Here is a 26,212-nt window from a genome sequence, read left to right as displayed (position 1 = left end):
CCAGGAGGTGGCTGGCCTTTGGGGCTAGCTTGACCCATCTCTCGTTTCCCCCGGGCCATGCTCCTGGATTTCGCCCTGGAATAGCCAGGCAGGGAAAAGATGCCCCAGTTTGGTCGCCTTGGTTTTGAGATAATGCCGATTATGCGGTGTAATCGTTCCGTAGATGGGAACGCGTTCCACGATTTCTAGCCCGTAGCCCGAAAGACCGATCCGTTTCACCGGATTATTCGTCAGCAACCGCATCCTCCGCACTCCCAAAGCCCGCAGAATTTGGCAGCCAATCCCGTAATCCCGATTATCCGGTGCCAGCGAAAGGGCCAGATTAGCTTCTACCGTGTCCAGGCCCTGCTCCTCTTGCAAGCGGTAAGCCTTAAGCTTGTTCCGTAAACCAATGCCACGCCCTTCCTGCCGAAGGTAGACAAGTACTCCTTTGCCTTCCTTGGCAATCCGCTCAAGCGCCCGTTCCAGTTGCATCCCGCAATCACACCGCAGAGAATGAAAGACATCGCCTGTTACACACTGGGAATGGACCCGAACCAGGATGGCCTCGTCGGGATCCCATCGGCCACAGACCAGCGCTAGGTGCTCCTCTTGGGTAATCCGATCCTCAAAGGCCACCAGTTCAAACTCGCCCCATGTGGTGGGGAGAGATACGGTAAGGAGCTTTTCGACCAAACTCTCCCGACGGAGCCGATACGCGATTAAGTCTTTGATGGTAATAATCGCAAGCCCAAATCGACGAGCGACTTCCCCAAGTTCGGGCACCCGAGCCATCGTCCCATCCTCGTTCATAATCTCAACAAGCACCCCCGCCGGATATAATCCAGCTAAACGAGCCAGATCTACCGCTGCCTCTGTATGGCCGGCCCTGCGCAGCACCCCCCCTTCCCGAGCACGCAAGGGAAACACGTGGCCGGGCCGACAAAAATCCTCCCGGCGGGCCTTTGGATCCGCCAGCGCGCGAACCGTTCGCGCACGGTCAAGCGCCGAAATTCCGGTGGTCGTCCCTACTATGTAATCAACCGAAACCGTAAACGGCGTCCCATGCAGGGCCGTGTTTTCGTGGGGCTGGACCATCCATGGGAGGTCAAGCTCTCTTGCACGCTCCTCGGAAATGGCCGCACAAATGAGTCCGCGGCCGTAACGCGCCATAAAGTTGATCATTTCAGGAGTGCAAAGCTCTGCAGCCCCCACAAAATCGCCTTCGTTCTCTCTTTGCTCGTCATCGACAACGATGACAAGCTTCCCCTTCCGAAGCTCCTCCAGAGCCTCTTCGATCGAGTTAAACCGGATCTCCGTGGGGATGGGTTCCAAGGACGCCCTCCGTTTTTTCGCTTTTTCCCAAGCTTCTCACCCGATGGTCCGAACCTAGGTCGCTCCAACATACGTTCTCCCTCCTTTTGGAGCAAGCACCTCCCCCCTGCTCAGCCTTCTTTCCCAGGAGTCATGAGCCTGTTTCTCCCGCCGGATGTCCCACTCAGAAACGCTAGCTCAATGGGATAAGGCCGCGGTTCACAAAAAGGAAACGATTGAGAGGGATCCGGTTGGTCCGAAACCCTTTTTGTTTCGCCTGTGCGCTCGGGGTTTTTTGTTCCTTGTGCAAGCGACCGCCAAACCCCATATAATTAGTGAATGCGTCTTTGTCGATGGATTCTCCTCTCGATTGTCGGCCTATTCTTTCTTTTGCCCCTTGGGATTGGACGAGGCGAGCCATTAGCTCATGGGAAAGACTTTGCGCTTCTCGCCGTGCAACATCGAGGTAGAAAAAAACCCTTTCCTACCTTTGCCTATGAAATGGCCCTCGAAATCTGTGGCAAACCCCGGATGGCCCTACAGGAGGGAACGGTAGATTTTCTTGACCTAACCCTTGGCCTATGGCTTGTGCCAGAACGATGGAAAGACCGCCCGGTGATCCTCGTGGAATCGGCCCAGTTGCGGAAGATCCTCGGTTTGAATCCCCAAGAGCGATATGTTGCCTTTTCGTCCCTTTCCCAAAACCCGCAACTGCGCAAACTTGTTCCGGCCTTGCTGGGACCGGCACAAGGCTCGGTTGAGTCGCTTGCCGGTGTGCCAAAGCGGGAACTGGAAGCTCTTTGGAAGCGATTGGAGACCTATGAAGCCCTTCAGAGCGGCCGCTCGGTGGCTATCATCCCAGATCCTCGCTCTCCCCGTGGCTCATGGGTCCCGTTAGAGGAAGCGATTCGCTATTACCCCTCAGAGCGACTGCAAGCGCTTTTGGCAAGCTACCAGATGCTCCGGTCCGGGTTCCTTGCCGGCGACCAGCGGCAAGTCGAAGAGGGGGGGAAACAACTCGCACGTGAATGCCTGGGACTGGCGCCTGACTTTTATCCTGACAAAGAAGTCCTGGTCTTTGAATACGAGTATATGCATCTGGACCCGTGGAGATGGGCGGCCGTTGCGTACGGAGCTGCAGCCGTGACGCTTTTGCTTACTGCACGATGGAAAGAACAGGTGGGATATCGCGTGGGCTACCTTCTGGTTCAGATTGGTCTTTTAAGCCAGCTGTACGGTTTTGTCGCTCGGGTGATTCTGGCTGGCAGACCTCCGGTCGCCAACATGTACGAAAGTATTCTCTGGGTAACGTTCGGGGTGGTTTTACTAGCGCTTTTGCTCGACGCCTTTTATCACTCCCGCTACGTGCTCCTTGGTGCATTACCGTTTTCCTGTGTGGGATTGTTTGTCGCAGATACCCAGCCGGCTCTTTTTGATCCCACCATCCAACCGCTCGTACCCGTGTTGCGGAATAATTTTTGGCTGATCGCTCACGTCCTTACCATCACCCTCGGGTATGCTGCCTTTGCCTTGGCCATGGGGCTCGGGCACATTTACCTTTGGCGTTTCATTCGCAGGCGACTCCCGGGAACCGAGGATCCCATGCTCCAGACCTACATTTACCGAACGCTCCAGATCGGCGTACTCCTGCTAGCCACAGGTACCGTGATGGGAGCCGTTTGGGCGAACTACTCCTGGGGGAGATTCTGGGACTGGGACCCCAAGGAGACATGGGCACTCATTACGCTGCTCTGTTACCTGGTCGTTCTTCATGGACGGTTGCTAGGATGGTGGTCCGGATTTGGATTGGCGATTGGGTCGCTCGTGGGTTTCCTTTGCGTGCTTATGGCCTGGTACGGAGTGAATTTTGTCCTCGGCAAAGGATTGCATAGTTACGGCTTTGGGTCCGGAGGTCTTCCCTATGCGCTTGCGTTTGGCGTTGTGGAACTCTCGCTGGCGGGGTTCGCGCTCTACCGGCGGCTTGCCGCCTCAAACACCGGCTCGGCGATTCCCGCTTCCGGGGCTCTTTCACGTCCTGCAACCAAGGGATAACTCCCTGCCATGGCCCTCTCAAAAGCCTCCCAAGAAGCTCGCTTCCTTTGGAAATAGGGAAGAAACCAGGCTTTGGCCCTAGCGAGTCCCTTAGTCCCCCACCTGTGGAGATCTCACAACCAGTGGGCCACCAGGCAGGGCCGGCGCCACGATGGCTCGTCGCCCTTTCCTTTGTCTTTACTTCGATCCAGTGCGCCGCTTCCAGTGGTTCACCACGCGAGTCTCGAGACTCTGTCTCCATCGAGGCATCTCGGTCGAGTTAAACCAGCTAAGTCTGCCCTCGCCAATATCCGGAAGTTCCGCCGTGTAGTGCAAGGTATCAAAAACCTCGCCCTTGTACGCCAGGACCGTGTCCCATTCCGCAATAGCCCAGCCTTTATGTCGCTGGCTCGGACCAAGCGAGAGGTTTTTCACGGTAGCGGTGTACCCGGGAGAATAACGGAGGATATCGGCAATTTCCCGATTGAGGTAGGCCTCGAAATCCCTCTTGGTCTGCTCCAGCGAAGCTCCAGCGAGCTTCTCTGAAACCACTTTTTCACCACCGCCCTTTCCCCCACCATACCCGCAACCACTTAGCCCCCAAGCCAGTATCCCAAGAACGACCCACGCGACCCAGCTCGGCGGAAAAAAGAGGCACTGGGACTTTCTCAACCTCTGCCGAACGATTCTCTTGTGCACCAATTCCTTACAAAACCTCCTTCTGTTCATACACTACGAATGCCAGCATAGCTGCGCAAATCACCTTTTGCGTCGCTTGGCCAGTTTTCACAGGCGCTCTTTTGTTGGCGACATTATCGGCTTCCCGAGAGGCTGGCTTCTAACCCGATCCCGGTTGGAACGACTTTTTTGCACAGTAAGCAACCTAGCCCTCGTCGGACTTTTGGGATGGACGCTCCGCGCGGCCCAGTCGTTTCTGCCACCGCGTAAGCTCCGCTTCCACGCTTTTGGGATGAGGAGCACCTACCGTCTGGCGACGAAATAGGCTTTTTTTACTTTCCAGGAGCTCTCGCATCGGGGGGCCCCAAAAAGGGCAAGCTTCCTTTCCCACCTCCACCGGGAGGTCTGCGAGCGAAATCCCCCTTTGCTCGGCAAGGGCAACGAGCTTTCCGATCATCCCATGAGCATGTCGAAATGGGACTCCATGAATCACTACAAGCCATTCCACTAAGTCGGTGGCCAAAAGCGAGGGATCCGACGCGGCTCGCTCACACTGGTTGCGATCGATTTCGGCACCGTCGAGCATCAGGGCCAAAACTTGCAACGAGCCAAGCACCGTATCGGCTGTGTCAAAAAGCCGTTCCTTATCCTCCTGCATGTCCCGATTGTAGGTCATGGGCAATCCCTTGAGCATCGTTACCAGTGCCACGAGGTTGCCCAGAAGTCGCCCCGATTTGCCCCGGACCAGTTCCAGGACGTCTGGGTTTCGCTTTTGGGGCATAAGGCTGGATCCGCTCGTAAAGCCCTCCGGTAGCCGGAGGAAACCAAATTCAGCGCTTGACCAAAGAATCAGATCCTCCGCCAGGCGCGAAAGATGAACCCCCAAAAGCACGCAGGCGCTGCAAAACTCCACCACGTAGTCCCGGTCACTTACGGCATCCATCGAGTTGCGAGCAATCTCCCGAAAGCCTAAAAGCCGGGCCAAAAGCTTCCGATCCAAAGGGAGCGTGCTCCCTGCAAGGGCGCCACTGCCAAGCGGGAGCACATCCGTTCCCATAAGACAGTCCTGTAGCCGGCGGGCATCCCTCTCCAACATCTCCACGTAGGCCAAAAGATGGTGGGCCAAAAGAACGGGTTGAGCCCGCTGGAGATGCGTATAGCCGGGCAGAAGGAGATCCTTGTATCGCATGCCCAGCCCCACAAGGCTTTTCTGCAAACCCCTGATTCGACTAAGAACACTACCAATGGTCTCCTTAACCCATAGACGCGTTGTTGTTGCGACAAGATCGTTCCGGCTCCTTCCGGCATGAAGCTTGGAGGCGGCTTTTGTCTTGCGGGTTAGCTCGGCTTCGAGATTCATATGGAGATCTTCCCTTTCGAGCGACCACGGAAAGCTCCCTTGTTCGATCTCCCTTTCGATCTCGTCCAGGCCTTGGAAGATTTCGGCACGCTCCTCTCCCGTGAGAAGTCCAACGCTTTCGAGCATCTGAGCGTAGGCGCGCCACACGGTTATCTCCTGCCGGTAAAGCCGCCGGTCATAGCTGACAGACTGGGTAAATTGCAAAAACAAAGGATGGGGTTTTTCGGTAAAACGTCCCCCCCATAGCGGCTTTGGCCCGCCACTGGACGCGAGCTTCTCGGAGTCTTCACCCATAAGCGTGCCCTCTACTTAGCCGACCCATTCTCCCCATAGCCCAAGGGATAGGACAACGCCCACGGGCCAGGCCCGGTCGAGGGTTCAGCTCGTAAGGCTCCTACGCAGCCTAAATTGAGCGCCCTTTGGAGTTCCTCCGGCGAGACTTTTCTCCAAGCCCCCGGGGGCAAACCGCGAAGGGAGAACCCTCCAATATGTGTCCGGATCAACCTCTTGACCCGGTATCCGAGCTTCTCGAGCATGCGCCGGATCTGGCGCTTAGCTCCTTCCTCTAGAACGATCTCCAACTGGCGATCCCCCCGCTGCCGAACCTCGGCACACCGGCAGAGCCGTCCCTCCAGAATAATCCCCTGGCACAACAAGCGTCGTTCAGCGTCTCCGATCGGCCGGTCCACCCAGACCTGGTATCGTTTGGGGATCTTGAATCGGGGTCGGCTGATCGCCTGCGCCAAGATCCCATCGTTGGTCAAAAGTACTAGTCCCTCACTTTGGCGATCCAACCTTCCGACATAAAAGAGCCGAGGAAGATCGGGAGGCAAAAGCTCAAAGATCGTTTTTCTCCCTTGCGGATCCCGGCTCGTACAGAGGTAACCCCGAGGTTTATGAAGGAGAACGACCCATCGAGGACAAGGCCGCACGGTTCGTCCATCAAGCTTGACTTCCTCCGCAGGGCCGACTCGAATGTGCAGCTCCCGGACGACCCTGCCATTTACTTCCACGCGCCCCGCCCGGATGAGCTCTTCGCAAAAGCGCCGGGATCCTAATCCTGCACGTGCAAGGTACTGGTTCAGTCTCATCGGGTTTCTACAACAATGTTTCCTGCCCGACGCCGAGCGTGCCACCCGCAAGGAAGATTGCAACGCGACGCGGCTCCCGGATCCGCCAGATGCCGCACTCCTTCAACCTCGTCAAAACCGATGTCATGGACGCCCCGGGATTGGAGCCACCGAAACACCAAGTGGCGGGCCACCGCAACCGGCAAAGCCCGAAGCGTAGCCACATTCAAAACTGGATTTTCCACATGGGGAGCCACAACCACATCCAACCAATCCACCAGTTCCTGTTGAATCTGGGCAAAACGCAAAAGAGAGCGTCGTGCGGGGAGTCGGAGATTCCTTTCCACCCATGGAAAAAGTTCCCTCCGTAACCGGTTCCTCACGTAACGAAGCTCCTCGTTCGATGAATCCTCCCGCCACTGGAGTCCCTCCCGGCAAGCATACTGGAAAATGTCTTCCTTCCAAAATCCTAACCAGGGTCGGTGCACCGTAAGACCATTCTGGCGGGATCGAGCACGCATGCCTCCGGCGCCGCCAGCCGTCCCCCGAAACAGCCGGAAAAGAACCGTCTCGACCTGGTCATCCGCATGATGGGCAAGAACGAGCTCCGAGCAACCACATTGCTGGCTTGCTCGCAAAAAAAAGGCCCACCGCTCCCTTCGCGCTTCGGCCTCGCTGCGCTTCCCCGAGCTGCAAGCCCGCTCCCAAAGGCACGGAAACCCGTAGCCAGAGGCAAGTTTCTCCACCCACTCCCGATCCTGCCAACTATCGGTCCTCCAAGCGTGATCCCAATGGACCACAATGACCTCCTTTCCCGCACAAGCCAAAGCATGCAAAAGAGCCCTGGAATCCATCCCGCCGGATACCCCCGCCATGACCCGCGGGGGCAACGCTTCCACTACCTGCACAAGCGGGTGCCGCTGGCAGGAACGACCGGGTCTTTTCGTTCCCCACGACTGATCCACGACCCTCGAGCCTGTGTAACGGGCTATTGTCCCATCCTGGCTTCCCAAAGTTTCCATCCCTTTTCCCTTCCCCTGCGTCCTCGCGTCCTTTTCTTTTAAGCTGGTGCCAAGGGTTCGTCTCGTAACCTAGATCCTTCCCAAACCCCGGGCAACTCCCGAGGACCAGCAAGACCCGGAGTCCCAACCACGGCGCCGGGTTCGTGCCTGGCCTAGCCCCCGCGCCACATGATTCGACCCCAGGCCAAAGGTTTTCCAACCCTTCCTAAAAGCATAGAGACCCATTCTCCTACGAGGGAAGATCGTCCGCGACCCCCGCCGAAGAGTGCTGCCGACCCTTCGCACGCCGAGGGTTCACCGCCAAAGCCCCCGTAACGCCCAATCGCGCGTTTTCGCAGCCAAAGGCCGCGGGTGGCCCTTGATTTCCTCCCGACCGGGCAGGTGCTGCATCCGCCGCTTTGAGTCTCTTCCCAACCGCCGCCAGAGAAACGACCACACATGCTTCGTCGGATTGCTTGCAAGTAGGGCGAAGGGGAGGCGACCGCCGCCGTCCGTAGGCACAAGCCCACACCTTGGTAGGAACTTTTGTCATGACGACGAACGTGGTTGACCATGCCCATCACAGACGTGTAGGCCGGGTCGGACTTCGATCACCTCGACGCCGGCAGGGAAAAAAGCCGACTTTCAGTCATGGCGATCGCCTTAGCGTACGGGAAGGAAAAGAGAACGAGCGAGCGGCGAGGGGATCCACTGACCCAATTGGAACCTTCCTCTTGCAAAGATCCGATCGTTCGATGGGAAGCCTTTGGCGCGATTCGGCGCAAGGCCCGGGCGATCTCTTTGCACGCATCAGCCGGTCGAGCTACTCGACCCGGATGACGCGAACCTTGGGACGAGAGGCCTGCCCAACGAGCCCTCTGCGATGGCCCTTCATCCCAGAGCCAACCTCCTTGACGGCCTTGACGATCCCGAACGGTTTGCCTGAAAAGTCAACTCGGAGAACCCAATGCCACTGCCCGTGTAAATCCGCTTTTTGATCGGCGTTTGCCCACCCGCGCGTCGGGAGCCACGCCACCGGGCCGCTCCGCCGCCGGATGCACGATTACCGTTGCGGTCGGCAACTATTCTTATCCTCTTATCCTGCGGGAAGAGCGAAACACCGCTCCTTCCACATCCGCCAAGCGGTCGTGTAGGCAACACCCTGCCGCTTGGCCCACGCATGCAACTTCATTCGGATATCCTGCTACGAAGAACCTTATGTGTCGCCATATGTTTTCGCTGTGGGCAACCTCTTGCCATGGGAAGATCCCGGGTAAAAAACTACGAGGGCTCTCTGAATCCGCCCTCCCGCCCAAGATCCTTGAGGTAGGAGAAGGGATAAAGGCCTGTATCATGACCGTCAGCCCATCGGAGTTGCAAAGCGTAGCTCCCCACAAGCCGCCATCCCACAAGCTGGAAACTCCGCGGAGAATACTTTTGCATAGAAGCTGTAACCCGTTGCCCTGTCACATCTGGTTCTCCCTGGCAAAGCGCGCAAGGACACGCTTTCCGAAGTCGCTCCAGCGGAAGAAAACTCTCCGTCCCGTCCGACCACGCGATGGCTAGCTCTTGCCCTACCTGCTCAATGAGTCGAGGATAGGATGGTTGCGCCATGGCTAATGGCCTTTTTTTTACTCCCACAAGCCCCGGTAAACTTTCTCCCTCTCCGGGCTCCTGCCATCGAAAGTGACCGGGATTTGCCAAACCTTGTGCCGCAGTCTCTGCACCCGATCCCTTTTGGTCTTGTCCTCTCTTTTTTCCAATATCTATTTAGCTCGTGGGTCTTGCCAAGTCCGGATGAAGTCTCCACGGGAACGCCTGGATCGCCTTCTTGTGCAACGGGGGATTTTCCCCTCTCGCGAAAAGGCCCAAGCCGCCATTCTGGCCGGGGAGGTGTGGGTAGGCGGGGGACGTGCCCAGAAACCTTCTTTGCTGGTCAGTCCTCAAGACGAAATCCGGATTTCGGCCAAACCTCGTTACGTAAGCCGTGGCGGATACAAGCTGGAAGCAGCCTTGCAGCATTTTGGTCTTTCCCCACAGAACTGGGTCTGTCTTGACGTGGGAGCCTCTACCGGAGGATTTACTGACTGCCTTTTGCAGCATGGAGCGCGCCGAGTGGTCGCCATTGACGTGGGGCGAGGCCAATTGAACGCCCGGTTGCGAGCCGACTCTCGGGTCGAAATTCACGAGGGCGTGAATGCCCGATATCTGCAACGGGAATCTTTCCCAGACCCCTTTGATCTGGCAACGATCGATGTTTCTTTCATTTCCCTGCGGCTGGTCCTTCCCCGGATCGTTCCCTTGGTTCGTCCCCAAGGCTACCTTTGTGTGCTTATCAAACCCCAGTTTGAAGCAGGACCGAGGCAGGTTCCCAAAGGGGGAGTGGTGCGGGATCCTAAGGTCCGCGAGGAAGTGATCCAATCCTTGCGTGTTTGGCTTGCCCGTGAGGATCTCCCTTGCCAAGAAAAAGGAATTTTTCCCTCACCGGTTCTGGGATCCCATGGGAATCAAGAGATCTTCTGGCTTCTCCAAAGAACACCCAACTGATAGGCTTCCGGCACGACATCCGGAGCCAATGCGGGCCACCCAGAAGAGCTCTTTTCCCACCCGGTTGGCCTCGAGGTCCCATTCGTCGCCTAGCTCTATCCCATGGGGCGCAGACAGGCTCCGGGGAAACGGCCCCCTTCTGATTGGGTAAACTGCCGGGAAACCTGGGAAGTTCTTCTCCCCATCCCCACTGTTCTCTCTCCCGTAGTCATCCTGGGGACCGGCTCGCCCGCTGGGGGTCACAAGTCAAAGGAGGGCCGCCATGGGCTAGCCAATTCCACAGAGCCTCTTTAAGGAGGCCCGCAATGCGGTCGCCGGAGGACGAGCTGCGGTTGAGTGTTCCACCTGCTTGAACAAGCCAAACGGGCTCGGCGTGGGAGGCTCTCGGTCAAAGAATCAAACCATTTGGTGTGGGAAGCCTGGGGTCTTGGGGGGGCACAGCGATGGGAATGCCACGTACAACCTTTCTCCGATGGGCAAGACCACGGTCCAGTCAAGGGATTCTTGTAAACAACCGGCCCAGTGCCACGGATGGGTGTGAGCTCGTTCCTTTGGGAAGCCCTGCGAGTTGCGTCACGGCTTATTTATAGCGTTTTGGCCTTTTGCCTGGATGGACCGGGATCGTCTCGCAACTATAGGTAATTGTCCCTTCTCGCCCTCACGTCTCTGCGGCTTCTCGCCGGAGAGCTTTGATTTACTCTTTGGTTAGTTCGTCCGTCTTGGCTGCCATAATGAAATCATTCCGGTGCAAGCCCTTAATCTTATGGGTCCACCACTGGACCGTGACACGACCCCACTCCAGGAGGATTGCAGGATGATGCCCTTCCTGTTCCGCAAGCTCCCCTACCCGCTGGGTAAACGCCAGCGCTTTGGCAAAATCAGGAAATCGGAACACCTTCTTAAGCCGGCGAATCCCGTCCAGCTCAACGATCTCCCACCCCGGCAACTGCTGGAGAAATTCCCTGGCTTCCTCCTCGCTCACTTGGGGAGCTCCTACCCGGCAAGCTGTGCATTTTTCCTTAGCTAACTGAGCCATCCTTCCCTCCTTTTCCGAACTTTTGGTACGCCCAGTCCCCCTCTTTTTCTCCCATAGGCCCCTTTTCTGCCAATGGCTCTCTCCTCTAGCCTGGCTCTCCTTGCCCCTCGACTCCCCTGCGGGCAAGCTTCCAAGGACTTGCCCTGGGAAAACGGGGGTATGTTTCTCAAAGCCCTCCCAATATTTGCTTGGAAAAAGCGCTTTTTTTTCCTGCCCCGGGACTGGCCCGCATCCGCGTTACAAAGATTGTAGTGGCGGACACCCTCTTGGGCAATCCCAGATTGGCCATTTCCCACAAAGCCCGTAGTGGGTATGAGCCCTCCAAGCTTCGTGCCGGCTCCGCCTTGACCTCTCACCCCGGCGACCGCTACCTAAGACCTTTATGGAACGAGCGCCTAGGGGTTTAGCCTACGGGCTGGAAGTGAGTTCAACCCGTGAGCTTCACGAAGTTTTCTGTCAGCTGTGGGAGACGTGGCGAACCCCAACTGTTTCCGATTGTCCGCGGCCTGCTTGGATCGCCCTTCCCGAGCCTGGAGCGATCGAAGGATTCAAGCGGAGCCTTCTTTCCTGCGGGCTTCCGATCTTCCGGGTCGAGTTTCTCGGGCCCGCGGCCCTGCGAGAACGGCTGCTCGTAGCCTATGGTTTGCCGGATCCCCCGGTACTGCCCCGATGGATCCAAAAGTGGCTCATGGAGGAAACGCTACGCCGCTACCTTTCCCATTCGGAGACCCCACAGGACCCTCTTATTCAAAGCCTCGCTCAGGACCCGGCTCCTCTCTTAGAGAGCCTGGAACTTCTAGCTTTCTTGGGAATCCCCTACGAAGAGCTTCCCCTTTTCCGTCGATACCCGGATTTGGCACAGGCTTGGCTAGCGTTCATGCGGCAAATCCCTTTCTGCGACCCGCTCTATTCCTTCGAGCTTGCTAAACGACGGCTTCAAGACCAGTCGATCCGTTTGCCGGGAGATTTTTTTGCCGTTGGATTCGGGCCTGAACATGCCGCAACCGGGTTCCTCCGGTGGCTGGAACTTGCTTTTCAGTCCTTTGAAAACGTGGCGTTACTGGCTCTTAGGTCCCAAGGGGAAGATCCCCGGCTGGCTCGCCATTGGGAGATGTGGGTTGCCCATTGGTTTGGCGCGAATGCCGCCCATTCCGTTTTTCCAGCCGCCCGCACACCCCTGGAAAACAAGGAAGGACCCACCTGGAAATTCTTCCTCACCCCAGACCAGGAAAGCCAGCGGGAATTGGCCGTGCGCGTGGCAAAGTCGTGGCTCTCACGAAGCCCCGACCGGAATGCTCGCTTGGGAATCGTCCTTCCCCGGTCCAACGCTTTTGCCCTGGCCCTGGCCGACTCCTTGGAAAAGGAAGGCCTTCCCTTCTTTTGCCAGCTCCCCCTTTTTTCAAAACCCAGGCACGAACAACGGTTTCTTGCCCTCTGGATTTTGCTTCAGAACGAGGGACTGCGCAGCGTCACCTTGGTGGAGTTTTGGAAGGTTGCCTGGCTCATAGGGAGTGCCCTTTGCAGCCTCGCAGGACAAGAGCTCACCCCGGCCGAGCTTGAGACATTCCTCTGGGATCAGGCGGCCCGGACCCTTTGCCAGAATCTTCTGGGAACTGTCCCATCTAACCCCGATGGGCTTGCCGGAATGCCTCCCGCGCTGGAAGCTTTTTGCCTGGAATATGCTAAGCGCCGGTGGCCAGCCCAAGCCCCCTTGGGGGATTTCTGTCGCCACCTGGTCGATGACGCTAGCTGGCTTTTGGGGCGTGAGTGGGCGGAAGCCCTCGAGTCGCTTTTCTACGAGGATCTGGGGTCAATCGAGGAGCTTTTCTCGCGCCCGGTGGAACGCACTGGTGCTGTCCGGTTTTTGGAGCTCTTTCTTACCCAAACGCAACCCGAGCGCAGGGGCTCTCCCTGGGCGCCTATCCACCTCTGTTCCCCCCAATCGGCCGTCCTGGACCGGTGGGAAAGTCTTCTGCTTTTATCCGTAAACCAGGGCATCTGGGATTCGGCCCGGACCGTCCCTCCCCCTTTTAGCGAAGTCAGGGAAGGCTTGGGTTGTTCTTGCGAACCGGCCCAAGAAAAGATGACCACGTCGACCCCCTTTTGGGAGATGGTGATAGCCGAACCCATCCCGGTCGCAGCCCAGTGGGAACGCTTCCACCGGGCAGTGGACAGAGAAATTTTTTGCGTCGCAGCCGCCTACGACGAACTAGAGACCCTGCACGAATGGGAAGTCGCACCCCTTTTCATCGAAGCCTGGAATCGTCTTCGACCCCATACACCCTGGCAGGAGGCCTACACCCTAGCACTGCTGGAGACAAGTCGCCGCGCGTTGACGAGCTACGAGCTCGGGTCCTCTCCCCATCTCCCACAGCCACAGCTTGACGAGCTGGCTCGAATCCATCGGCTCCGGCGCGACCCAACCAAACCCTTCGATTCCCATAGTTTTTTCGTTAGCAACCCACTGGACATTGCCCAAGAGACCCCTCCGCTGGCAGCGACGGAAGCCGAAACGATCCTCTGTTCTCCCGCTTATGCCTATTTCTCCCTTTTTCTTAAGCTCGAAGGCAAACCGCGGGAATGGACCGAGGAACAGCTTCTTGCGCTTTTCGAGGGGCAAATCCTCCACGAAGCTCTTGCGAGAAGCCTGCCGCTTAGTTGCCAGAATCGATCCTTTGGACCGGCTTTCAACTGGAGCGCATGGGAACCTTTGCCCTCCCACTGGGGCTCCCTTTGGCAAAAAGAACTCGATCGATATTTGAAAGGGAAAAAACTCTGGCTGGAGAACTCGTTTTTTTCCTCCCCTCCCGGTCCTCCGCCCTGGTGGGAAAGCTACTGGCTGGAACTTTTGGCTGCCGCGCAAGAGCTTAGGCAAAAAACTCTTTCCCTTTGGGAAAGCGCGGGACGCCCCTCCTGGGCAGCAACCGAGCTTAAGCTTTTGGTCCCAAAAGAGCTTGCCAAGAATATTCTGGGAACCCCCTGGGATTGGAAGGGGAAAGTGGATCTTGTTTTCCTCGATCAGCCGCCTGGCACCCATTCAAGCCAGGCTTGGATTATCGACTATAAGACCTCAACCAACGCTTCTTTCTTTCACCAGGAGAAAGTCCTAGCAAGTGGAACCCATTTTCAACTGGTGGTCTACTGCGCGCTTTTTCGGGCATTGGCAGGGGCCCAACTGTCCACCTATGCCGCAACCGTTCCCCTTGCCTCGCAGAAAATGCCCCAGTGGTCCTTCGTCGATCCTTTCGCGCCAGTTTATGAACCTCTCTGGGCGACGCTCCGCGCAGCGTGGCAATCGGGACAGTTTGGCCAAGCAGAAAGAGTTAAGCCTCGCTATGGAAAAGGACTTCCGTTTCCCAAGAGTATGCTTCCCCTGGAAACAGGAATACTCGAAAACAAATGGAAGCTTAGTTTCCCTCTGTGCCACTGGGAACGAGCTTTTTAGAATCCTTTGATGGACCAGGACATCCGCGAGCGTTTCCAACGGGAGCTTAAGCGGAACTTTTCCGTGCAAGCTCCAGCGGGGACCGGGAAGACCACCCTCCTCGCTGGGCGGGTCGTGGAACTAGCCAGCCGGTATCCGCACGAACTGAGCTCGCTAGTGGTGGTCACGTATACGGATCGGGCCGCACGCCAGATGCGCGCTCGCATTTTGGCCGGGCTCCACAAGCAGTATGCCCAACACCTTCCGGAACCTCTCCGGCGAGGAATTTCGCGGGCGTTTATTGGAACGATTCATTCGTTTTGTTGTTCGCTCATCCGGGAACACGCTCCTTTTCTGGGTTATCCCGGGAATTTCGAGGTGCTCGATGAAGTTTCTCCTCCTCCGCAGCCGGAACCCTGGGAACTGCCCCCCTGGCCCTGGGTGCCCAAGATCCATTGCTTGCTCCCGGAACGGGAGATCCGGATGGCGGCCCAGAAACTTTCCCGTCGCCTGATGGACTGGGAGAAGGTGTGGAGACAATTCCAAAATTGGCTCCCAGGAGAAACGTGGGACGCCGTGGCGCTCCGGCAAAGGATTCCCGTTGGCTATGGGAACAAAGGAAAAAGCAAGGCAAAGCAGGGACCGGCCTGGCTGCACAAACTTGAGCAGGCTTTTTCTAGATGGGATGGCCAATCCTATCTTCGGCTGGCACTTTCGGACCGTGACTGGGAGGAGCTGCGGCAAAATGCCTGCGAGTTTGTGCGGAGCCTGGAGCCGGTCACGCGAGCGGGCCTCATGCTTACGGTTTGGTATGCCGCACGACTGCAGGAACACCGGTTCCGGCAAGGACTTCTCTACTATTCCGATCAGATCCTTTTAGCCCACCGGATCCTTTCCGATCCTGGGGAGCGACAGAAACTTTTGCTTCGGGGGTATCGGGTGCTTCTCGATGAGGCTCAGGATACTGACCCCTGGCAGTTCGCCATTTTGACCGAGCTGGCTCGCAGCCCGGACACAACCCCTTTTGAGTGGTTAAAGGAGCCAGAGAAAGGGCCGGGGCCCGGACGGTTCTGTATGGTCGGGGACAGCCAGCAGTCGATCTACCGGGATCGAGCGAACCTGGCAGTCTATCTTGCGTACCACCAGGCTCTGTGTTCTCAACCACACGGGGAAGAGCTCCATCTCCGGCAGGGTCACCGCTGCCCCCCTGCACTGGTTCGGTGCTTGGAAGGCGCGTTTCGAGCGGTTTTAACAGGCGAAAAAGGTCAGACTTCCTTTCATCCTGTTGCACCGGCTCCCGAGAAAGAGGAAGGAACCGTCTTGCGCTGGGTGGTTCCCCCAGAGGAGGTCCCCCTTGGGGAAGAGCCAAAGCTTTTGGAGGAAGCCCGCTGGCTCGCGCGCAGGCTTGCCCAGGAGGGACCTCAAAAACTGGGCGCCTCCCATTGGGGGCAGATCGCCATCTTGGCTTTTCGCAGGGAGGAACTGCAGGTTCTGGCGCAAGCCCTCGAAGAGCAAAGGATTCCTTACCAGTCGCACTTTGAGGGTTCCTACCGAGGCACGCCGGAGCTGTGGTGGTTAGCTAGTCTAGCCACGATCCAAGAAGAACCGTGGAACGAATGGGAAATCGCGGGGATTCTCCGGGAGGTTTATGGGATTTCGGACCGGGAAATCTTTGAGTTTCGGTATCCGGAAGGACGCCTGGGAGCCCCCCGGAAACTCTTCCTAGCTCCCTACCCCAACGCGCGTTCCCGGATAGAAGCTGCGCTCGATACGCTCTATCAACTCTCCGTGGAAACCCGCCGCTACGGGTTGGGCAAAGCCTTGGCCATCTGGACGGAAAGGATAGGGCTTACCGAGCGGCTTCAGTCGGCTTTAGGGGAACGGTCCCCTGCAATTCACCGGAGGGTCGCTCGATGGATCCTCCGCGCCTACCGGGAGGAGGAAGAGGGTCGTGGGCTCGCCAGTGGATCGAGGCTCTTGGATCGAGTGGCGCTCAAAGGAACCTCTTCCTTGCTTGGCCCACACGAGTCGCAGGCCGTGCAACTTCTCACCACGAAGAAAGCCAAGGGACTGGAGTGGGAGGTCGTTATCCTGGCCTTTTGGGGCCGCCCGGAAAGTTTCCTTCGGAAAGATCGCCGGCCTCACGTCTTTGCAGACTGCCATCCGGAAAGCCTCCCGGCGATTCTTTGGGCTAACGGGTTGTGGACTCCGGGAGGGGAAGAGCAACCAAAAATCCACCGGCTGCAGGAGGAACAAGAGCGACAGCGATTAGCCTATGTTGCGTGCACGCGCGCCCGTCAAACGCTTATCTTTGTGGATGACGAGGCTCTCTGGAAAAAGGAGAAAGAACGAAAAGGGGCCAAGAGCAACCTGGACCTTTTGGGACCCCGCGACCAGTGGTGGGACACACTTCCGGGCGAATCTCGGGCAGTTCCTTTGCTTTCCTTGGAAGGGAAGAGGCTTGTCCAGGAATCGGTGGAGTCTTTCTCTCCCGACCCTTGGCCGGAAAAGCCCGGCTCGACTCCCAGCCTGACAGGTTGGATCCGCAGGCTTCCCAGCCAAGAAGATAGAGAGCTAGAAGAAAACGCTTCGCGGGGTGGGGCAGGGTCCTGGATCCGGTGGAAAGCGTCTTTGGGTCTGCGGTACGGTCTTTGGTGGCATGCTCTATTGGCACGATGGCCCTGGTGCGCAACTCCGAGCGAACGGGAAGGTTTTTTTCGTGAAAAACTGCGGACGCTTTCTCCAGCGCTCCAGGAGCGCGCCCGGAAGGAAATCGCCCTTTTCTGGCGAACGGATTTTTACCGGCGGCTACAAGAGGCTGCCGGCCGCGACCAGCTCCTGGTCGAGCTTCCCTACGTAAGGGTGATCCAAGAGGGAGTGGTCGAAGAAGGAAAAATGGACCTTTTATATAAAGAGAAAAGCAACACTTGGGTGCTTGTCGATTGGAAAACCGATCAGCCGGAGGAGGAAGACTTTCGTCTTTTTTCTCAAAAACTCCTTGGCCAGTACCGGTCGCAACTTTTGTCTTACGTTTCTAGCGGGCGGCACTACGGTCTAGAGATCGAACGCGTGGAAATCTATAGCACTCCGTGGGGAAAAGTCATTCCAGTCCCTTTCTCATTTCCCTAGCGAAAACCCCGGACACCCTTTCCCAGCGTCCTGGGTTTGTGCTTCGTGTGGGCCCCCTACGAAAACTCTCCCCAAAACCCATTTTGCACTTCAGAGAGACTCCCCTCCGAAAGGAAGAGAGAAAGAAACACTCCCCTTTAGGCACGCCCAAGCATATGCCCGAAACCCTTTTTTCAAAGGAAAAACGCTTACCAACGCCCCCCTCTAGTAAGGACAATACTCAAGCCGGGGACGGGAAAAAACCTTACTCCTCGTCCTCCTCTTCTTCGTCCTCGATTTTGGCGCGAAGAAGCTTTTCCTTCTCCTCAGCCAACAGCTGTTCCACCAGCAACAGATTCGATTCTCCTGCCCGCTCCACAATCTTGAGGAGCTGATCCATGGAAGATACTTCTTCCAACTGCTCCTTAAGGAACCACTGGAGAAAATTATTGGTAATGTGGTCATTTTCCTTAAGGGCCAAATCCACGATCCGGTTGATGAGCGAAGTTACTGCAATCTCGCGCTCTAACGACAACCGAACCGCTTCGCGGGCACTTTCAAAGCTACACTGGGGCGCAGCGATCCCGGGGATTTTTACCCTTCCCCCGGCATCGATCACAAAACGCATGAAACGATGAGCATGTTCCCGCTCCTCTTCCGCCTGCTTGGCAAAGTGCCGAGACAGGTGCGGCAAGGATTCCGCTGCAAAATGCGCGCTAATCGCCTCATATTGGAGCGAGGCTTCAAATTCCTTTCCCACCTGTTCGTTGATCGCCTCAATGATGTTTTCAGAGACAAGCATAGCCGCGCGTTCCAACAAATTCTTTTACTACCAAATGGGGCAAACGCACAAATCTTTTTTTGCCCCCCAAGAAGCTCCGACCTCATGGTCCGCAGCAAAAACCGTTTCGGGCCGGCGTTGCGACTATGCAAAAGAAGGATGGATTGGTTTACATTTTTGACTCGCCTTCGGAAGATGGCTAGGCTCCTGCTTGCCTTTACGACCAAACACGCTAAGGTGCGTTGCCACGTATCGGATGGATGATCTGTGGAATTTGCAAAGAATCGCATGCAGGGGAGGCTCGGGTCGCGGTCGTCCCGGAGTCGTTGCCAGCGCTTTTTAAGCTAGGAGTCTCCATCGTGGTAGGCTCAGGCGCAGGCCGGGAGGCTCATTTTCCCGACGAGCTGTACGAGGCTCGCGGGGCAACCATTGTGGATGCGTCTCAAGTCTGGGCCCTTTCGGACCTAGTCCTCAAAATCCATCCTCCGACCCTGGAAGAGGCAACCCTGATGAAGGAGGGGGCGATTTTGGTCTCCTTTCTCTATCCCTCTCAAAACCTCGAAGTCGTTCGCTGCCTTTCCGCGAAAAAAGTGACCGCCTTTGCTATGGAGCTTATCCCTCGGATTTCGCGAGCTCAATCAATGGATGCGTTGAGCTCCCAGGCAACCGTAGCTGGATACAAGGCCGCCCTTTTGGCAGCAAGCTTTCTCCCGAAGTTTTTTCCCCTGCTCATGACCGCCGCAGGAACCATACCACCGGCCAAGGTGCTGGTCCTGGGTGCCGGGGTGGCAGGGCTTCAAGCCATGGCAACGGCGCGGCGACTCGGTGCGGTTGTCGAGGGATACGACATCCGGCCCGCGGCCCGGGAACAGGTAGAGAGTGTTGGAGCTCGCTTTGTGGAGCTGCCCCTCCAAGTAGAAGAAGCCGAAACCAAAGGTGGATACGCCCGGGCTTTGGGAGAGGAGTTTTACCGCAGGCAGCAGGAACTTTTGGCAGAACGCTGTGCTCAGGTCGATGCCGTGATCACCACCGCCCTGGTTCCCGGGCGCAGAGCACCCATTCTTGTATCGCAGGGAGCTGTAGAGGCCATGCGGGCCGGTTCTGTGATCCTCGATGTAGCCGCCGAACAGGGAGGCAATTGTGCTTTAACCGTTCCCGGAAAGACCGTTATCCACCGCGGGGTGACGATCCACGGTCCTGTTAACCTTCCTTCCACCATGGCCGTCCATGCCAGTGCCATGTATTCGAGAAATCTCGTCAGCTTCCTTTCGTATCTTTTTGCCGATGGAAAACCCGATTGGGATCGCGACGACGAGGTCGTTTGCGCCCCTCTGGTCCTGCGTCAAGGTGAGCCTGTCCACCAACCAACACGGGCGGCGCTGGCTTCCGGGGAACCGATCGGGTCTTCCGCAACCTCGACCCCCTAGGAGAACCCAAACATGAGCACCGCCGACTGGATTTCCAACCTCTATGTATTTCTTTTGGCCTCCTTCTTAGGACTCCAGCTGATTACGCATGTGTCCCGACTCCTCCACACGCCTCTTATGTCGCTGACCAATGCGATTTCCTCCATCGCCCTTGTGGGTTCTCTCCTCCTAGCCGGGGAGAGTCTCACACCCACAAGCACGGTGCTAGGCGTGCTAGCCATTGCTGCCTCCTTTACCAACGCGGTGGGAGGATTCCTCATTACCGAACGGATCCTGCGGATGTTTCGCCGCAAAGATCGGTAGGAGCCATGGAATCACCAGGAATCGAGCTGGCCTACGTCGTAGCGTCTGCGCTTTTCATCCTGTCGCTCAAATGGATGAGCGAGGTCCGGACGGCTCGACTCGGGAATCTCGCAGGCTGTTTAGGGATGGCCCTTGCGATGGTGGCTACCTTGGCCAAGCCCCAGATCCAGCACTTTCCTCCTATTCTCATCGGGCTTGTTGTGGGCACGCTCGCGGGCGTCCCCATGGCGCTGCTTATGCCTATGACGGCAGTGCCCCAGCGGACCGCTCTTTCCCACGCTTTTGGGGCCCTGGCCGCGGGTCTTGTCGGCACGGCGGAGTATCTCTTACGAATGACGGAAATCCCAAGACCCGTCATGGCCATTTTAGTTCTCGAAGTCCTTCTGGGTTACCTAACCTTCACCGGAAGTCTGGTAGCCTTTGGGAAGTTGCAGGGACTGGTTCCCGGCCAGCCGATCGTCTATCCGGGTCGGAATGTTGTGAGCCTGGCGGTCTTTAGCCTGGCTATCCTCTCCGGAGTGGGCCTTGTGGCCGAACCCCGGTGGAGCTGGCTTTTTTCCCTCTTAGTCTTTGCGGCTCTGGGGTTTGGCATTCTTCTCGTTCTTCCAATTGGCGGAGCCGATATGCCGACCGTTATTGCGATTCTCAATGCGTATGCCGGTCTTTCCTCTTCCTTTATGGGATTTGCGCTCAATAACAAACTTTTGATCGTCGCTGGCGCGCTCGACGGATCCTCGGGGTTTATCTTGTCGATTCTCATGTGCAAGGCCATGAACCGCTCCTTTACCAATGTTCTTTTCGGGGCGGTCGGTCAGGTGCTCGAGCAACCCAAGGCCGAGAAAGAGGGGAGGGCAGTTCAGAGTTTTACCCCTCAGGATGTCGCCACCGTGCTAGAAAATGCTCGCTTGGTCATGATCGTGCCCGGATACGGGATGGCGGCTGCACAGGCCCAGCATGCGGTGAAGGAACTTGCCGACGCCTTGGCCGCGCGCCACATTGAGGTTCGCTACGCCATTCATCCCGTTGCCGGTCGGATGCCGGGTCATATGAATGTCCTTCTTGCCGAAGCCCAAGTCCCGTACGACCAGTTGTTGGAGATGGATTTGGCCAATCCTCTCTTTCCCGAGGCCGACGTGGCCATCGTGATCGGTGCTAACGATATTACCAATCCCGCGGCCCGGACCCGAAAGGATTCCCCCTTGTACGGAATGCCCATCCTTGAAGTAGACAAAGCCCGCACGGTCGTTTTCGTCAAACGAAGTATGGCCACAGGGTTCGCTGGGGTAGATAATGATCTATTCTATCTCCCCAAGACGATGATGGTTTTTGGAGATGCCAAGAAGGTCGTGACGGAGATCACCGCAGCCCTTAAGAGCCGTTAGATTAGCCCCAGCTGCATCCTTCCTTCTTCCGTGATCATCGCCGGTGTCCAGGGGGGATCCCATACCAGCTCGACCTGGGCCGTCGCTACTCCCGGAATCTGGGCGATTTTCGACTCTGCTTCCTGGGCCAAAACCGGTCCCATGCCGCAGCCCGGGGCTGTTAAGGTCATTTTCACGCGCACGTCGTACCGGCCATCCTCTCGCGGACTTATCACGCAATCATACACAAGACCAAGGTCGACGATATTTACAGGGATCTCCGGATCAAATACCTCCCTCAGCCGCTCCAGCACCATGTTCTCATCCACAGGTCCTTGCGGCAGCCCCTCCCCCGCCGTCCTTGGCACCTCCCCGGCCGTCGTTTCGCCCAGCGCATCGGCATCCTTCTGGGCAATGCGGGCAAGAAACGACCCCTGGCAAAGAACGGTGTAGTTACCCCCCATAGCCTGGATCACCTGGAACGGGGTTCCCTTTTTCACAACAATGGGAGCCCCCGAGGGAATGGCGATCGCCTCGACGTCTCGAAGAATCACCCTCTGTTCCTCGGACATGACAGAAAACTCCAACCAGGGGGTTCGCTCAATCGAAGAGAGCCGGCTATTATCCTACCGAGCCTTCCATTTCAAGATCGATCAGCCGCTTGAGTTCCACGCTATATTCGAGAGGGAACTGCCGAACCAGGTCGTTTACAAACCCGTTCACCGCAAGGCTCATAGCTTCCGCTTCTGACAATCCGCGCTGCTGCATGTAAAAAATCTGCTCCGCGCTTACCCGGCTGACCGTCGCCTCATGTTGCACGAAGTTCCGGTCCCCGCGCACCGTAATGGCCGGATAGGTATCCGTCCGCGATACGGTATTAATGAGGAGCGCGTCGCACTCGGTGTGGTTCTTGCACCCCTTGCGACCCGACGGGATGGATACCATTCCCCGGTAGGTAGCCCGCCCAGATCCAATAGAGATACTCTTGGAGGTGATGAGACTGGTTGTCTCGTCGGCCGCATGAATCATTTTAGCCCCCGTATCCTGATGCTGACCCGTATTCGCCAAGGCGATACTCACCACCTCCCCCCGAGCCTTACGACCCTTAAGGATGACTCCAGGGTACTTCATCGTCAAACGGCTTCCAATATTGCAATCGATCCATTTGATCTCGGCCTCTTCGTGCGCCAGACCTCGTTTGGTCACAAGGTTAAACACGTTGGCGCTCCAGTTCTGCACGGTAATGTATTGGATCTTGGCCCCTGGAAGTGCCACAAGCTCCACCACAGCACTATGAAGGGTAGCCGTGTCGAACCGAGGGGCTGTACACCCCTCCATATAGGTCACCTCCGCCCCTTCGTCCGCAATAATCAGCGTTCGCTCAAATTGGCCAAAACTCGGCGCATTGATCCGGAAATAGGCCTGCAAAGGATGGCTGACCCGGACCCCAGGGGGAACATAGATGAAGCTTCCTCCGCTAAACACTGCACTATTGAGTGCCGCAAACTTGTTATCTCCCGGAGGGACTACCTTCCCAAACCACCGGCGAAAGATTTCCGGATACTGGTGAAGCCCTTCCGTGCTTCCCACAAAGATGACCCCTTGTTTTTCCAACGACGCCTTGATGTTGGAATAAGCGGCCTCGCTGTCGAACTGCGCTTCCACCCCGGCCAAAAATTTTCGCTCCTGCTCGGGAATTCCCAGGCGTTCAAACGTTCGCTTGACCGCATCAGGCACCTCATCCCACGAGCGCCTCGGTCGCCGGTCGTGCGCCAGGTAGTAACGGATCCGGTCAAAATCAATTTCCTCCAAAAGTTTGCTGGCCCAGTGGGTGGGAAGGGGTTTTTGGAGGAAAATCTCTAGAGCCCGCTTCCGGAATTGCCGGATCCACTCGGGATCCCCTTTGACATCGCAGATATAGTCGATCGTTTTTTCTGATAAACCGTATCCAGCGTCATACGCGTAGTCTACGTCGTAATAAAAGTTTCCCACTTCTGGGGAAATCCCCTGGAGTTCCTCCTGCGCTTCCACTCCGACGTTGTGTCCCATCTTGGGCCTCCTTTTTGCAAAGCTGTCTCAAAAGAAAGATACGCACAAAGCTTCCTGTCTTCCACCCTTATCTATCCGTTCCCTAGCCAGAGGTCCTGGCTTCTTCCAACAACGCATACCCCTTTTCCTCAAGCTCCAAAGCAAGCTCTCGCCCTCCCGACCGGACGAGTTTTCCCCCAACCATGACATGAACGCGGTCAGGGATCACATAGTTGAGAAGTCTCTGGTAGTGGGTAATGACCAAAATCCCCCTTCCGGGCCCGCGCTGGGCATTGACCCCATGAGCGACGATCTTTAAAGCGTCAATATCCAACCCGGAATCCGTCTCATCTAAAATCGCATAGGTAGGCTCCAGGATAGCCATTTGGAGGATTTCCATCCGCTTCTTTTCCCCACCGGAAAACCCGGCGTTCACGTACCGAGAAGCAAACTCCTTGCCCATCCCCAGCTTGTCCATTTCCTGGTAAAGCCGCCGGTAGAAAGCGGGCACGTCTAGTTTTTGGCCTTCCGCGAGTCTCGCCTGGAGAGCCGCGCGTAAAAAGTTGGCGATGGTCACCCCGGGGATCTCACACGGATACTGGAAAGCAAGAAAGAGCCCCTTGCGCGCCCGCTCGTCAGGTTCAAGCCCCAGAATCGGCTCCCCATCCAGATACACTTCCCCTCGGAGGACCTGATAGTCAGGATGACCGGCCAGAACCTTCGCCAGCGTGCTTTTCCCGGAACCATTGGGACCCATAATGGCATGGACCTCCCCTTTGGGTAGTTCCAGGGTTACCCCGTGGAGAATTTCTTTTCCGTTGACCGATACATGAAGATCTTCAATGAAGAGACTCATAGAATAGGACAGCTAACATAACGCAAAAAAGACCGTGCTTCCAACCCACAAAGGGCCGGTTGCCAAGACTTTTAACTTGCCACATCCTTTTGGGTATAGACGCACGCGCGATTTCGGAGTGTAGCTCAGCCTGGTAAGAGCGCTTGCTTTGGGAGCAAGAAGTCGCAGGTTCAAATCCTGCCACTCCGACGAGTCCCACGGGCACTCTCCAAGCCAGCTTAGGACCGAAGCTTTGGCCGCCATCCTGTCAAGTGCTCGATCGCTTCGCTCATGGCTGGACCCAAAAGCTTGAGGCAGTGGCGGATGGACCGGGGACTCCCCGGCAGGTTGATAATCAGGGATTGACCCCGAATTCCGGCCGTGGCGCGGGAAAGGATCGCCGTTTTGACCTCTTGATAGGAGTGCCACCGCATAATCTCGCCGAAACCCGGGAGTTCCTTTTCGATCACTGCCCGAGTAGCTTCCGGCGTAACATCTCGCTGGGAAGGACCCGTGCCCCCAGTCGTCACAATGAGAGGGCACCCCTCGACATCGGCCAACCGGCACAGCGCTTCCTCAAGCAGCGATCGCTCGTCAGGCAGAACCAAGGCCAGAAATTCCAGAGGTTCTTGGAAAAGCTCTGCCAGTACCTTCTCGATCTCTGGACCACTCTGGTCCTCGTAGACACCCGCGCTGGCTCGGTCGCTCAGGGTGATGCGACCTACTTTCACCGCTTCTCCTTCTCCAAAAGACGAAGACCCTCAATCACAATCTCCCCACCCAAGCCTTTGCACATATCGTAGAGGGTTAAGGCGGCTACCGCTGCCGCTACCAAAGCCTCCATTTCAACCCCGGTCTTGGCCGAGGTTTCCACCCTACTCTCTACCTCGACCCCTTCCGGATGAAGGTGACAATCCACCACGACATGCTCCAGCGGAAGAGGATGACAGAGCGGGAGAAGTTCGGCCGTCTTTTTGGCCGCTAAAATTCCTGCAACCTTGGCCGCCACCCAAGCATTGCCCTTGGGAAGCTTCCCTTCTTCCAGGGCCCTTCGCGTTGACGAAGGCAAGCGCACAAAGACTCCCGCACGAGCTCTTCGTAGCTGGACAGGCTTCTCGCCCACCGCTACCATGGAAAGGCTTTCCTGCGCATGAAAACGTTCGGGTGGAGCATCCCCCATGACGTTATGCCTATCCTTTCATACCGGACGTTCCAACCTGGTTTCCCCCAGGAGCGATGGACCTCCCAAGCCCAATCTTAAGGAGCTGCTTTTTTCTTACCGAAACTGCTCCCTTCCCATCAAGGCCAGAAGTAACGACCTCCCACCCGCGCTCTCAAAGACGGAAAAGCTTTCGGGTCAACGTTACCCTCAAACCCGCATGGTGTTCTCGGGTGTTTCCCTCGAACCGCTCTTAGGACCCCACACAACGCTTCCTCTGTTAGGGAGGATGGTGTCGGACGCCGGCCTAGAACAGGGCTAGCGACGACTTGCGGGTCGGGATTTCCGGGGCAAAGGCCGAGGTAGCGCCCAGTCGCGCGTTTTTGCGACCAAAGGCCGCGGGAGGCCGTCAAGTTCCTCCCGATCGGACATACGCTCCGGGCGACACGCGGGGTTGACCGCAGCGATCAAAGACGGGTAGGCCGGGTCTGACTTCCCTCACCTCGACTCCGGCGCGAAAAAAACCGACGTAAGCACTCACGATCACCTTGGCGCGAAACGAAGGAAAAGACCGAGCAGCTCCGACGGGACCCACTGACTCAAGCTCAAGCTTCCTCTTGCCAAGATCTCACCGTTCGATCCCACGCCCCCTTGTGGCCCGATTTCGCGCAAGCCCCGGGCGATCTCCTAGCACACATCAGTAAATCAATCTTGGGAAGAAAAACTCCTTGTCGTGACCCAATCGAACCCCCTGCGATGCCATAAATCGC

At 57.0% G+C, this 26,212-nt stretch carries 22 protein-coding genes and 1 tRNA gene; 9 read left to right on the top strand and 14 right to left on the bottom strand.

Annotation, left to right across the window (positions count from 1 at the left end):
- Nucleotides 1-24: 24 nt before the first annotated feature.
- The gene (locus KK925_RS00840; RefSeq protein ID WP_328706677.1) at nucleotides 25-1,314 is read right to left on the bottom strand and encodes a bifunctional 3,4-dihydroxy-2-butanone-4-phosphate synthase/GTP cyclohydrolase II; all 1,290 of its coding nucleotides are present in this window, start codon (nucleotides 1,312-1,314) and stop codon (nucleotides 25-27) included.
- Nucleotides 1,315-1,632: 318 nt separating this feature from the next.
- Here KK925_RS00840 and KK925_RS00835 point away from each other — a divergent pair, with 318 nt between their 5' ends.
- On the top strand, nucleotides 1,633-3,345 hold the full coding sequence (locus tag KK925_RS00835) for a cytochrome c biogenesis protein (RefSeq protein WP_174581700.1): 1,713 nt from the start codon (nucleotides 1,633-1,635) through the stop codon (nucleotides 3,343-3,345).
- A gap of 177 nt (nucleotides 3,346-3,522) precedes the next feature.
- On the opposite strand, the gene KK925_RS00830 is transcribed toward KK925_RS00835, so the two are convergent.
- The 5 genes from KK925_RS00830 to KK925_RS00810 form a co-directional block, all read right to left on the bottom strand.
- Nucleotides 3,523-4,053 (bottom strand): hypothetical protein, encoded by a 531-nt coding sequence (locus KK925_RS00830; RefSeq protein ID WP_214096177.1) that lies wholly within the window; start codon nucleotides 4,051-4,053, stop codon nucleotides 3,523-3,525.
- A gap of 154 nt (nucleotides 4,054-4,207) precedes the next feature.
- Nucleotides 4,208-5,656, bottom strand: coding sequence for an argininosuccinate lyase (gene argH, locus KK925_RS00825; RefSeq protein WP_174581698.1), 1,449 nt, complete (start codon nucleotides 5,654-5,656; stop codon nucleotides 4,208-4,210).
- A gap of 11 nt (nucleotides 5,657-5,667) precedes the next feature.
- Nucleotides 5,668-6,453, bottom strand: coding sequence for a pseudouridine synthase (locus tag KK925_RS00820; protein ID WP_174581697.1), 786 nt, complete (start codon nucleotides 6,451-6,453; stop codon nucleotides 5,668-5,670).
- Nucleotides 6,450-7,454, bottom strand: a complete 1,005-nt coding sequence (gene tilS / locus KK925_RS00815) for a tRNA lysidine(34) synthetase TilS (RefSeq protein ID WP_174581696.1) — start codon at nucleotides 7,452-7,454, stop codon at nucleotides 6,450-6,452. Before tilS ends, KK925_RS00820 begins: the two co-directional genes overlap by 4 nt.
- 229 nt (nucleotides 7,455-7,683) lie before the next feature.
- On the bottom strand, nucleotides 7,684-7,986 hold the full coding sequence (locus KK925_RS00810; protein WP_174581695.1) for a hypothetical protein: 303 nt from the start codon (nucleotides 7,984-7,986) through the stop codon (nucleotides 7,684-7,686).
- A gap of 98 nt (nucleotides 7,987-8,084) precedes the next feature.
- On the opposite strand from KK925_RS00810, the gene KK925_RS00805 reads away from it, so the two are divergent.
- A complete protein-coding gene (locus KK925_RS00805) occupies nucleotides 8,085-8,273 on the top strand; it encodes a hypothetical protein (protein ID WP_174581694.1) in 189 nt (62 codons plus the stop codon).
- Nucleotides 8,274-8,714: 441 nt separating this feature from the next.
- Here the strand turns inward: KK925_RS00805 and KK925_RS00800 are convergent, their stop codons facing one another.
- Nucleotides 8,715-9,047: a DUF971 domain-containing protein gene (locus tag KK925_RS00800; RefSeq protein WP_174581693.1), complete on the bottom strand. Its 333-nt coding sequence runs from the start codon at nucleotides 9,045-9,047 to the stop codon at nucleotides 8,715-8,717.
- Nucleotides 9,048-9,230: 183 nt separating this feature from the next.
- Between KK925_RS00800 and KK925_RS00795 the strand changes: the two genes are divergently transcribed.
- Nucleotides 9,231-9,980, top strand: a complete 750-nt coding sequence (locus KK925_RS00795) for a TlyA family RNA methyltransferase (RefSeq protein WP_174581692.1) — start codon at nucleotides 9,231-9,233, stop codon at nucleotides 9,978-9,980.
- A 694-nt stretch (nucleotides 9,981-10,674) separates the two neighbouring features.
- On the opposite strand, the gene KK925_RS00790 is transcribed toward KK925_RS00795, so the two are convergent.
- Entirely contained in the window at nucleotides 10,675-11,016 is a 342-nt protein-coding gene (locus KK925_RS00790; protein WP_174581691.1) for a 4a-hydroxytetrahydrobiopterin dehydratase, read from the bottom strand.
- Nucleotides 11,017-11,398: 382 nt separating this feature from the next.
- Here KK925_RS00790 and KK925_RS00785 point away from each other — a divergent pair, with 382 nt between their 5' ends.
- Entirely contained in the window at nucleotides 11,399-14,461 is a 3,063-nt protein-coding gene (locus KK925_RS00785) for a PD-(D/E)XK nuclease family protein (protein WP_174581690.1), read from the top strand.
- A 9-nt stretch (nucleotides 14,462-14,470) separates the two neighbouring features.
- The gene (locus KK925_RS00780; RefSeq protein WP_174581689.1) at nucleotides 14,471-17,569 is read left to right on the top strand and encodes a UvrD-helicase domain-containing protein; all 3,099 of its coding nucleotides are present in this window, start codon (nucleotides 14,471-14,473) and stop codon (nucleotides 17,567-17,569) included.
- 244 nt (nucleotides 17,570-17,813) lie between these two features.
- Here KK925_RS00780 and KK925_RS00775 read toward each other — a convergent pair whose 3' ends face one another.
- Nucleotides 17,814-18,350 carry a ferritin gene (locus tag KK925_RS00775; protein ID WP_174581688.1) on the bottom strand — a complete coding sequence of 179 codons (537 nt, stop codon included), beginning with the start codon at nucleotides 18,348-18,350 and terminating at the stop codon, nucleotides 17,814-17,816.
- Nucleotides 18,351-18,571: 221 nt separating this feature from the next.
- Between KK925_RS00775 and KK925_RS00770 the strand changes: the two genes are divergently transcribed.
- Genes KK925_RS00770 through KK925_RS00760 form a run of 3 tightly spaced genes read left to right on the top strand, consistent with a single transcriptional unit; the run spans nucleotide 18,572 to nucleotide 21,441 of the window.
- Complete coding sequence (locus KK925_RS00770; RefSeq protein ID WP_236027794.1) at nucleotides 18,572-19,756, top strand: Re/Si-specific NAD(P)(+) transhydrogenase subunit alpha; 1,185 nt, start codon at nucleotides 18,572-18,574, stop codon at nucleotides 19,754-19,756.
- A 12-nt stretch (nucleotides 19,757-19,768) separates the two neighbouring features.
- The gene (locus tag KK925_RS00765; protein WP_174581687.1) at nucleotides 19,769-20,059 is read left to right on the top strand and encodes an NAD(P) transhydrogenase subunit alpha; all 291 of its coding nucleotides are present in this window, start codon (nucleotides 19,769-19,771) and stop codon (nucleotides 20,057-20,059) included.
- Between the two features lie 5 nt (nucleotides 20,060-20,064).
- On the top strand, nucleotides 20,065-21,441 hold the full coding sequence (locus KK925_RS00760; protein WP_174581686.1) for an NAD(P)(+) transhydrogenase (Re/Si-specific) subunit beta: 1,377 nt from the start codon (nucleotides 20,065-20,067) through the stop codon (nucleotides 21,439-21,441).
- On the opposite strand, the gene sufT is transcribed toward KK925_RS00760, so the two are convergent.
- The 3 genes from sufT to sufC form a co-directional block, all read right to left on the bottom strand.
- Entirely contained in the window at nucleotides 21,438-21,992 is a 555-nt protein-coding gene (sufT, locus tag KK925_RS00755) for a putative Fe-S cluster assembly protein SufT (RefSeq protein ID WP_174581685.1), read from the bottom strand. The two genes, KK925_RS00760 and sufT, sit on opposite strands and share 4 nt — an antisense overlap.
- Nucleotides 21,993-22,041: 49 nt before the next feature.
- Nucleotides 22,042-23,469 carry a Fe-S cluster assembly protein SufB gene (gene sufB, locus KK925_RS00750; protein ID WP_174581684.1) on the bottom strand — a complete coding sequence of 476 codons (1,428 nt, stop codon included), beginning with the start codon at nucleotides 23,467-23,469 and terminating at the stop codon, nucleotides 22,042-22,044.
- An 82-nt stretch (nucleotides 23,470-23,551) separates the two neighbouring features.
- Nucleotides 23,552-24,304, bottom strand: a complete 753-nt coding sequence (gene sufC, locus KK925_RS00745) for a Fe-S cluster assembly ATPase SufC (RefSeq protein WP_174581683.1) — start codon at nucleotides 24,302-24,304, stop codon at nucleotides 23,552-23,554.
- A 114-nt stretch (nucleotides 24,305-24,418) separates the two neighbouring features.
- On the opposite strand from sufC, the gene KK925_RS00740 reads away from it, so the two are divergent.
- A tRNA-Pro gene (locus KK925_RS00740) sits at nucleotides 24,419-24,493 on the top strand.
- 29 nt (nucleotides 24,494-24,522) lie between these two features.
- On the opposite strand, the gene mog is transcribed toward KK925_RS00740, so the two are convergent.
- Nucleotides 24,523-25,014, bottom strand: coding sequence for a molybdopterin adenylyltransferase (gene mog / locus KK925_RS00735; RefSeq protein WP_174581682.1), 492 nt, complete (start codon nucleotides 25,012-25,014; stop codon nucleotides 24,523-24,525).
- A complete protein-coding gene (gene moaC / locus KK925_RS00730) occupies nucleotides 25,011-25,463 on the bottom strand; it encodes a cyclic pyranopterin monophosphate synthase MoaC (protein ID WP_174581681.1) in 453 nt (150 codons plus the stop codon). Before moaC ends, mog begins: the two co-directional genes overlap by 4 nt.
- Nucleotides 25,464-26,212: the final 749 nt, after the last annotated feature.

The sequence above is a fragment of the Candidatus Methylacidithermus pantelleriae genome (assembly GCF_905250085.1).
GTDB lineage: Bacteria > Verrucomicrobiota > Verrucomicrobiia > Methylacidiphilales > Methylacidiphilaceae > Methylacidithermus > Methylacidithermus pantelleriae.
Note: the sequence above shows the minus strand (reverse complement) of the source record. Positions and strands in the feature narration are given on the sequence as shown.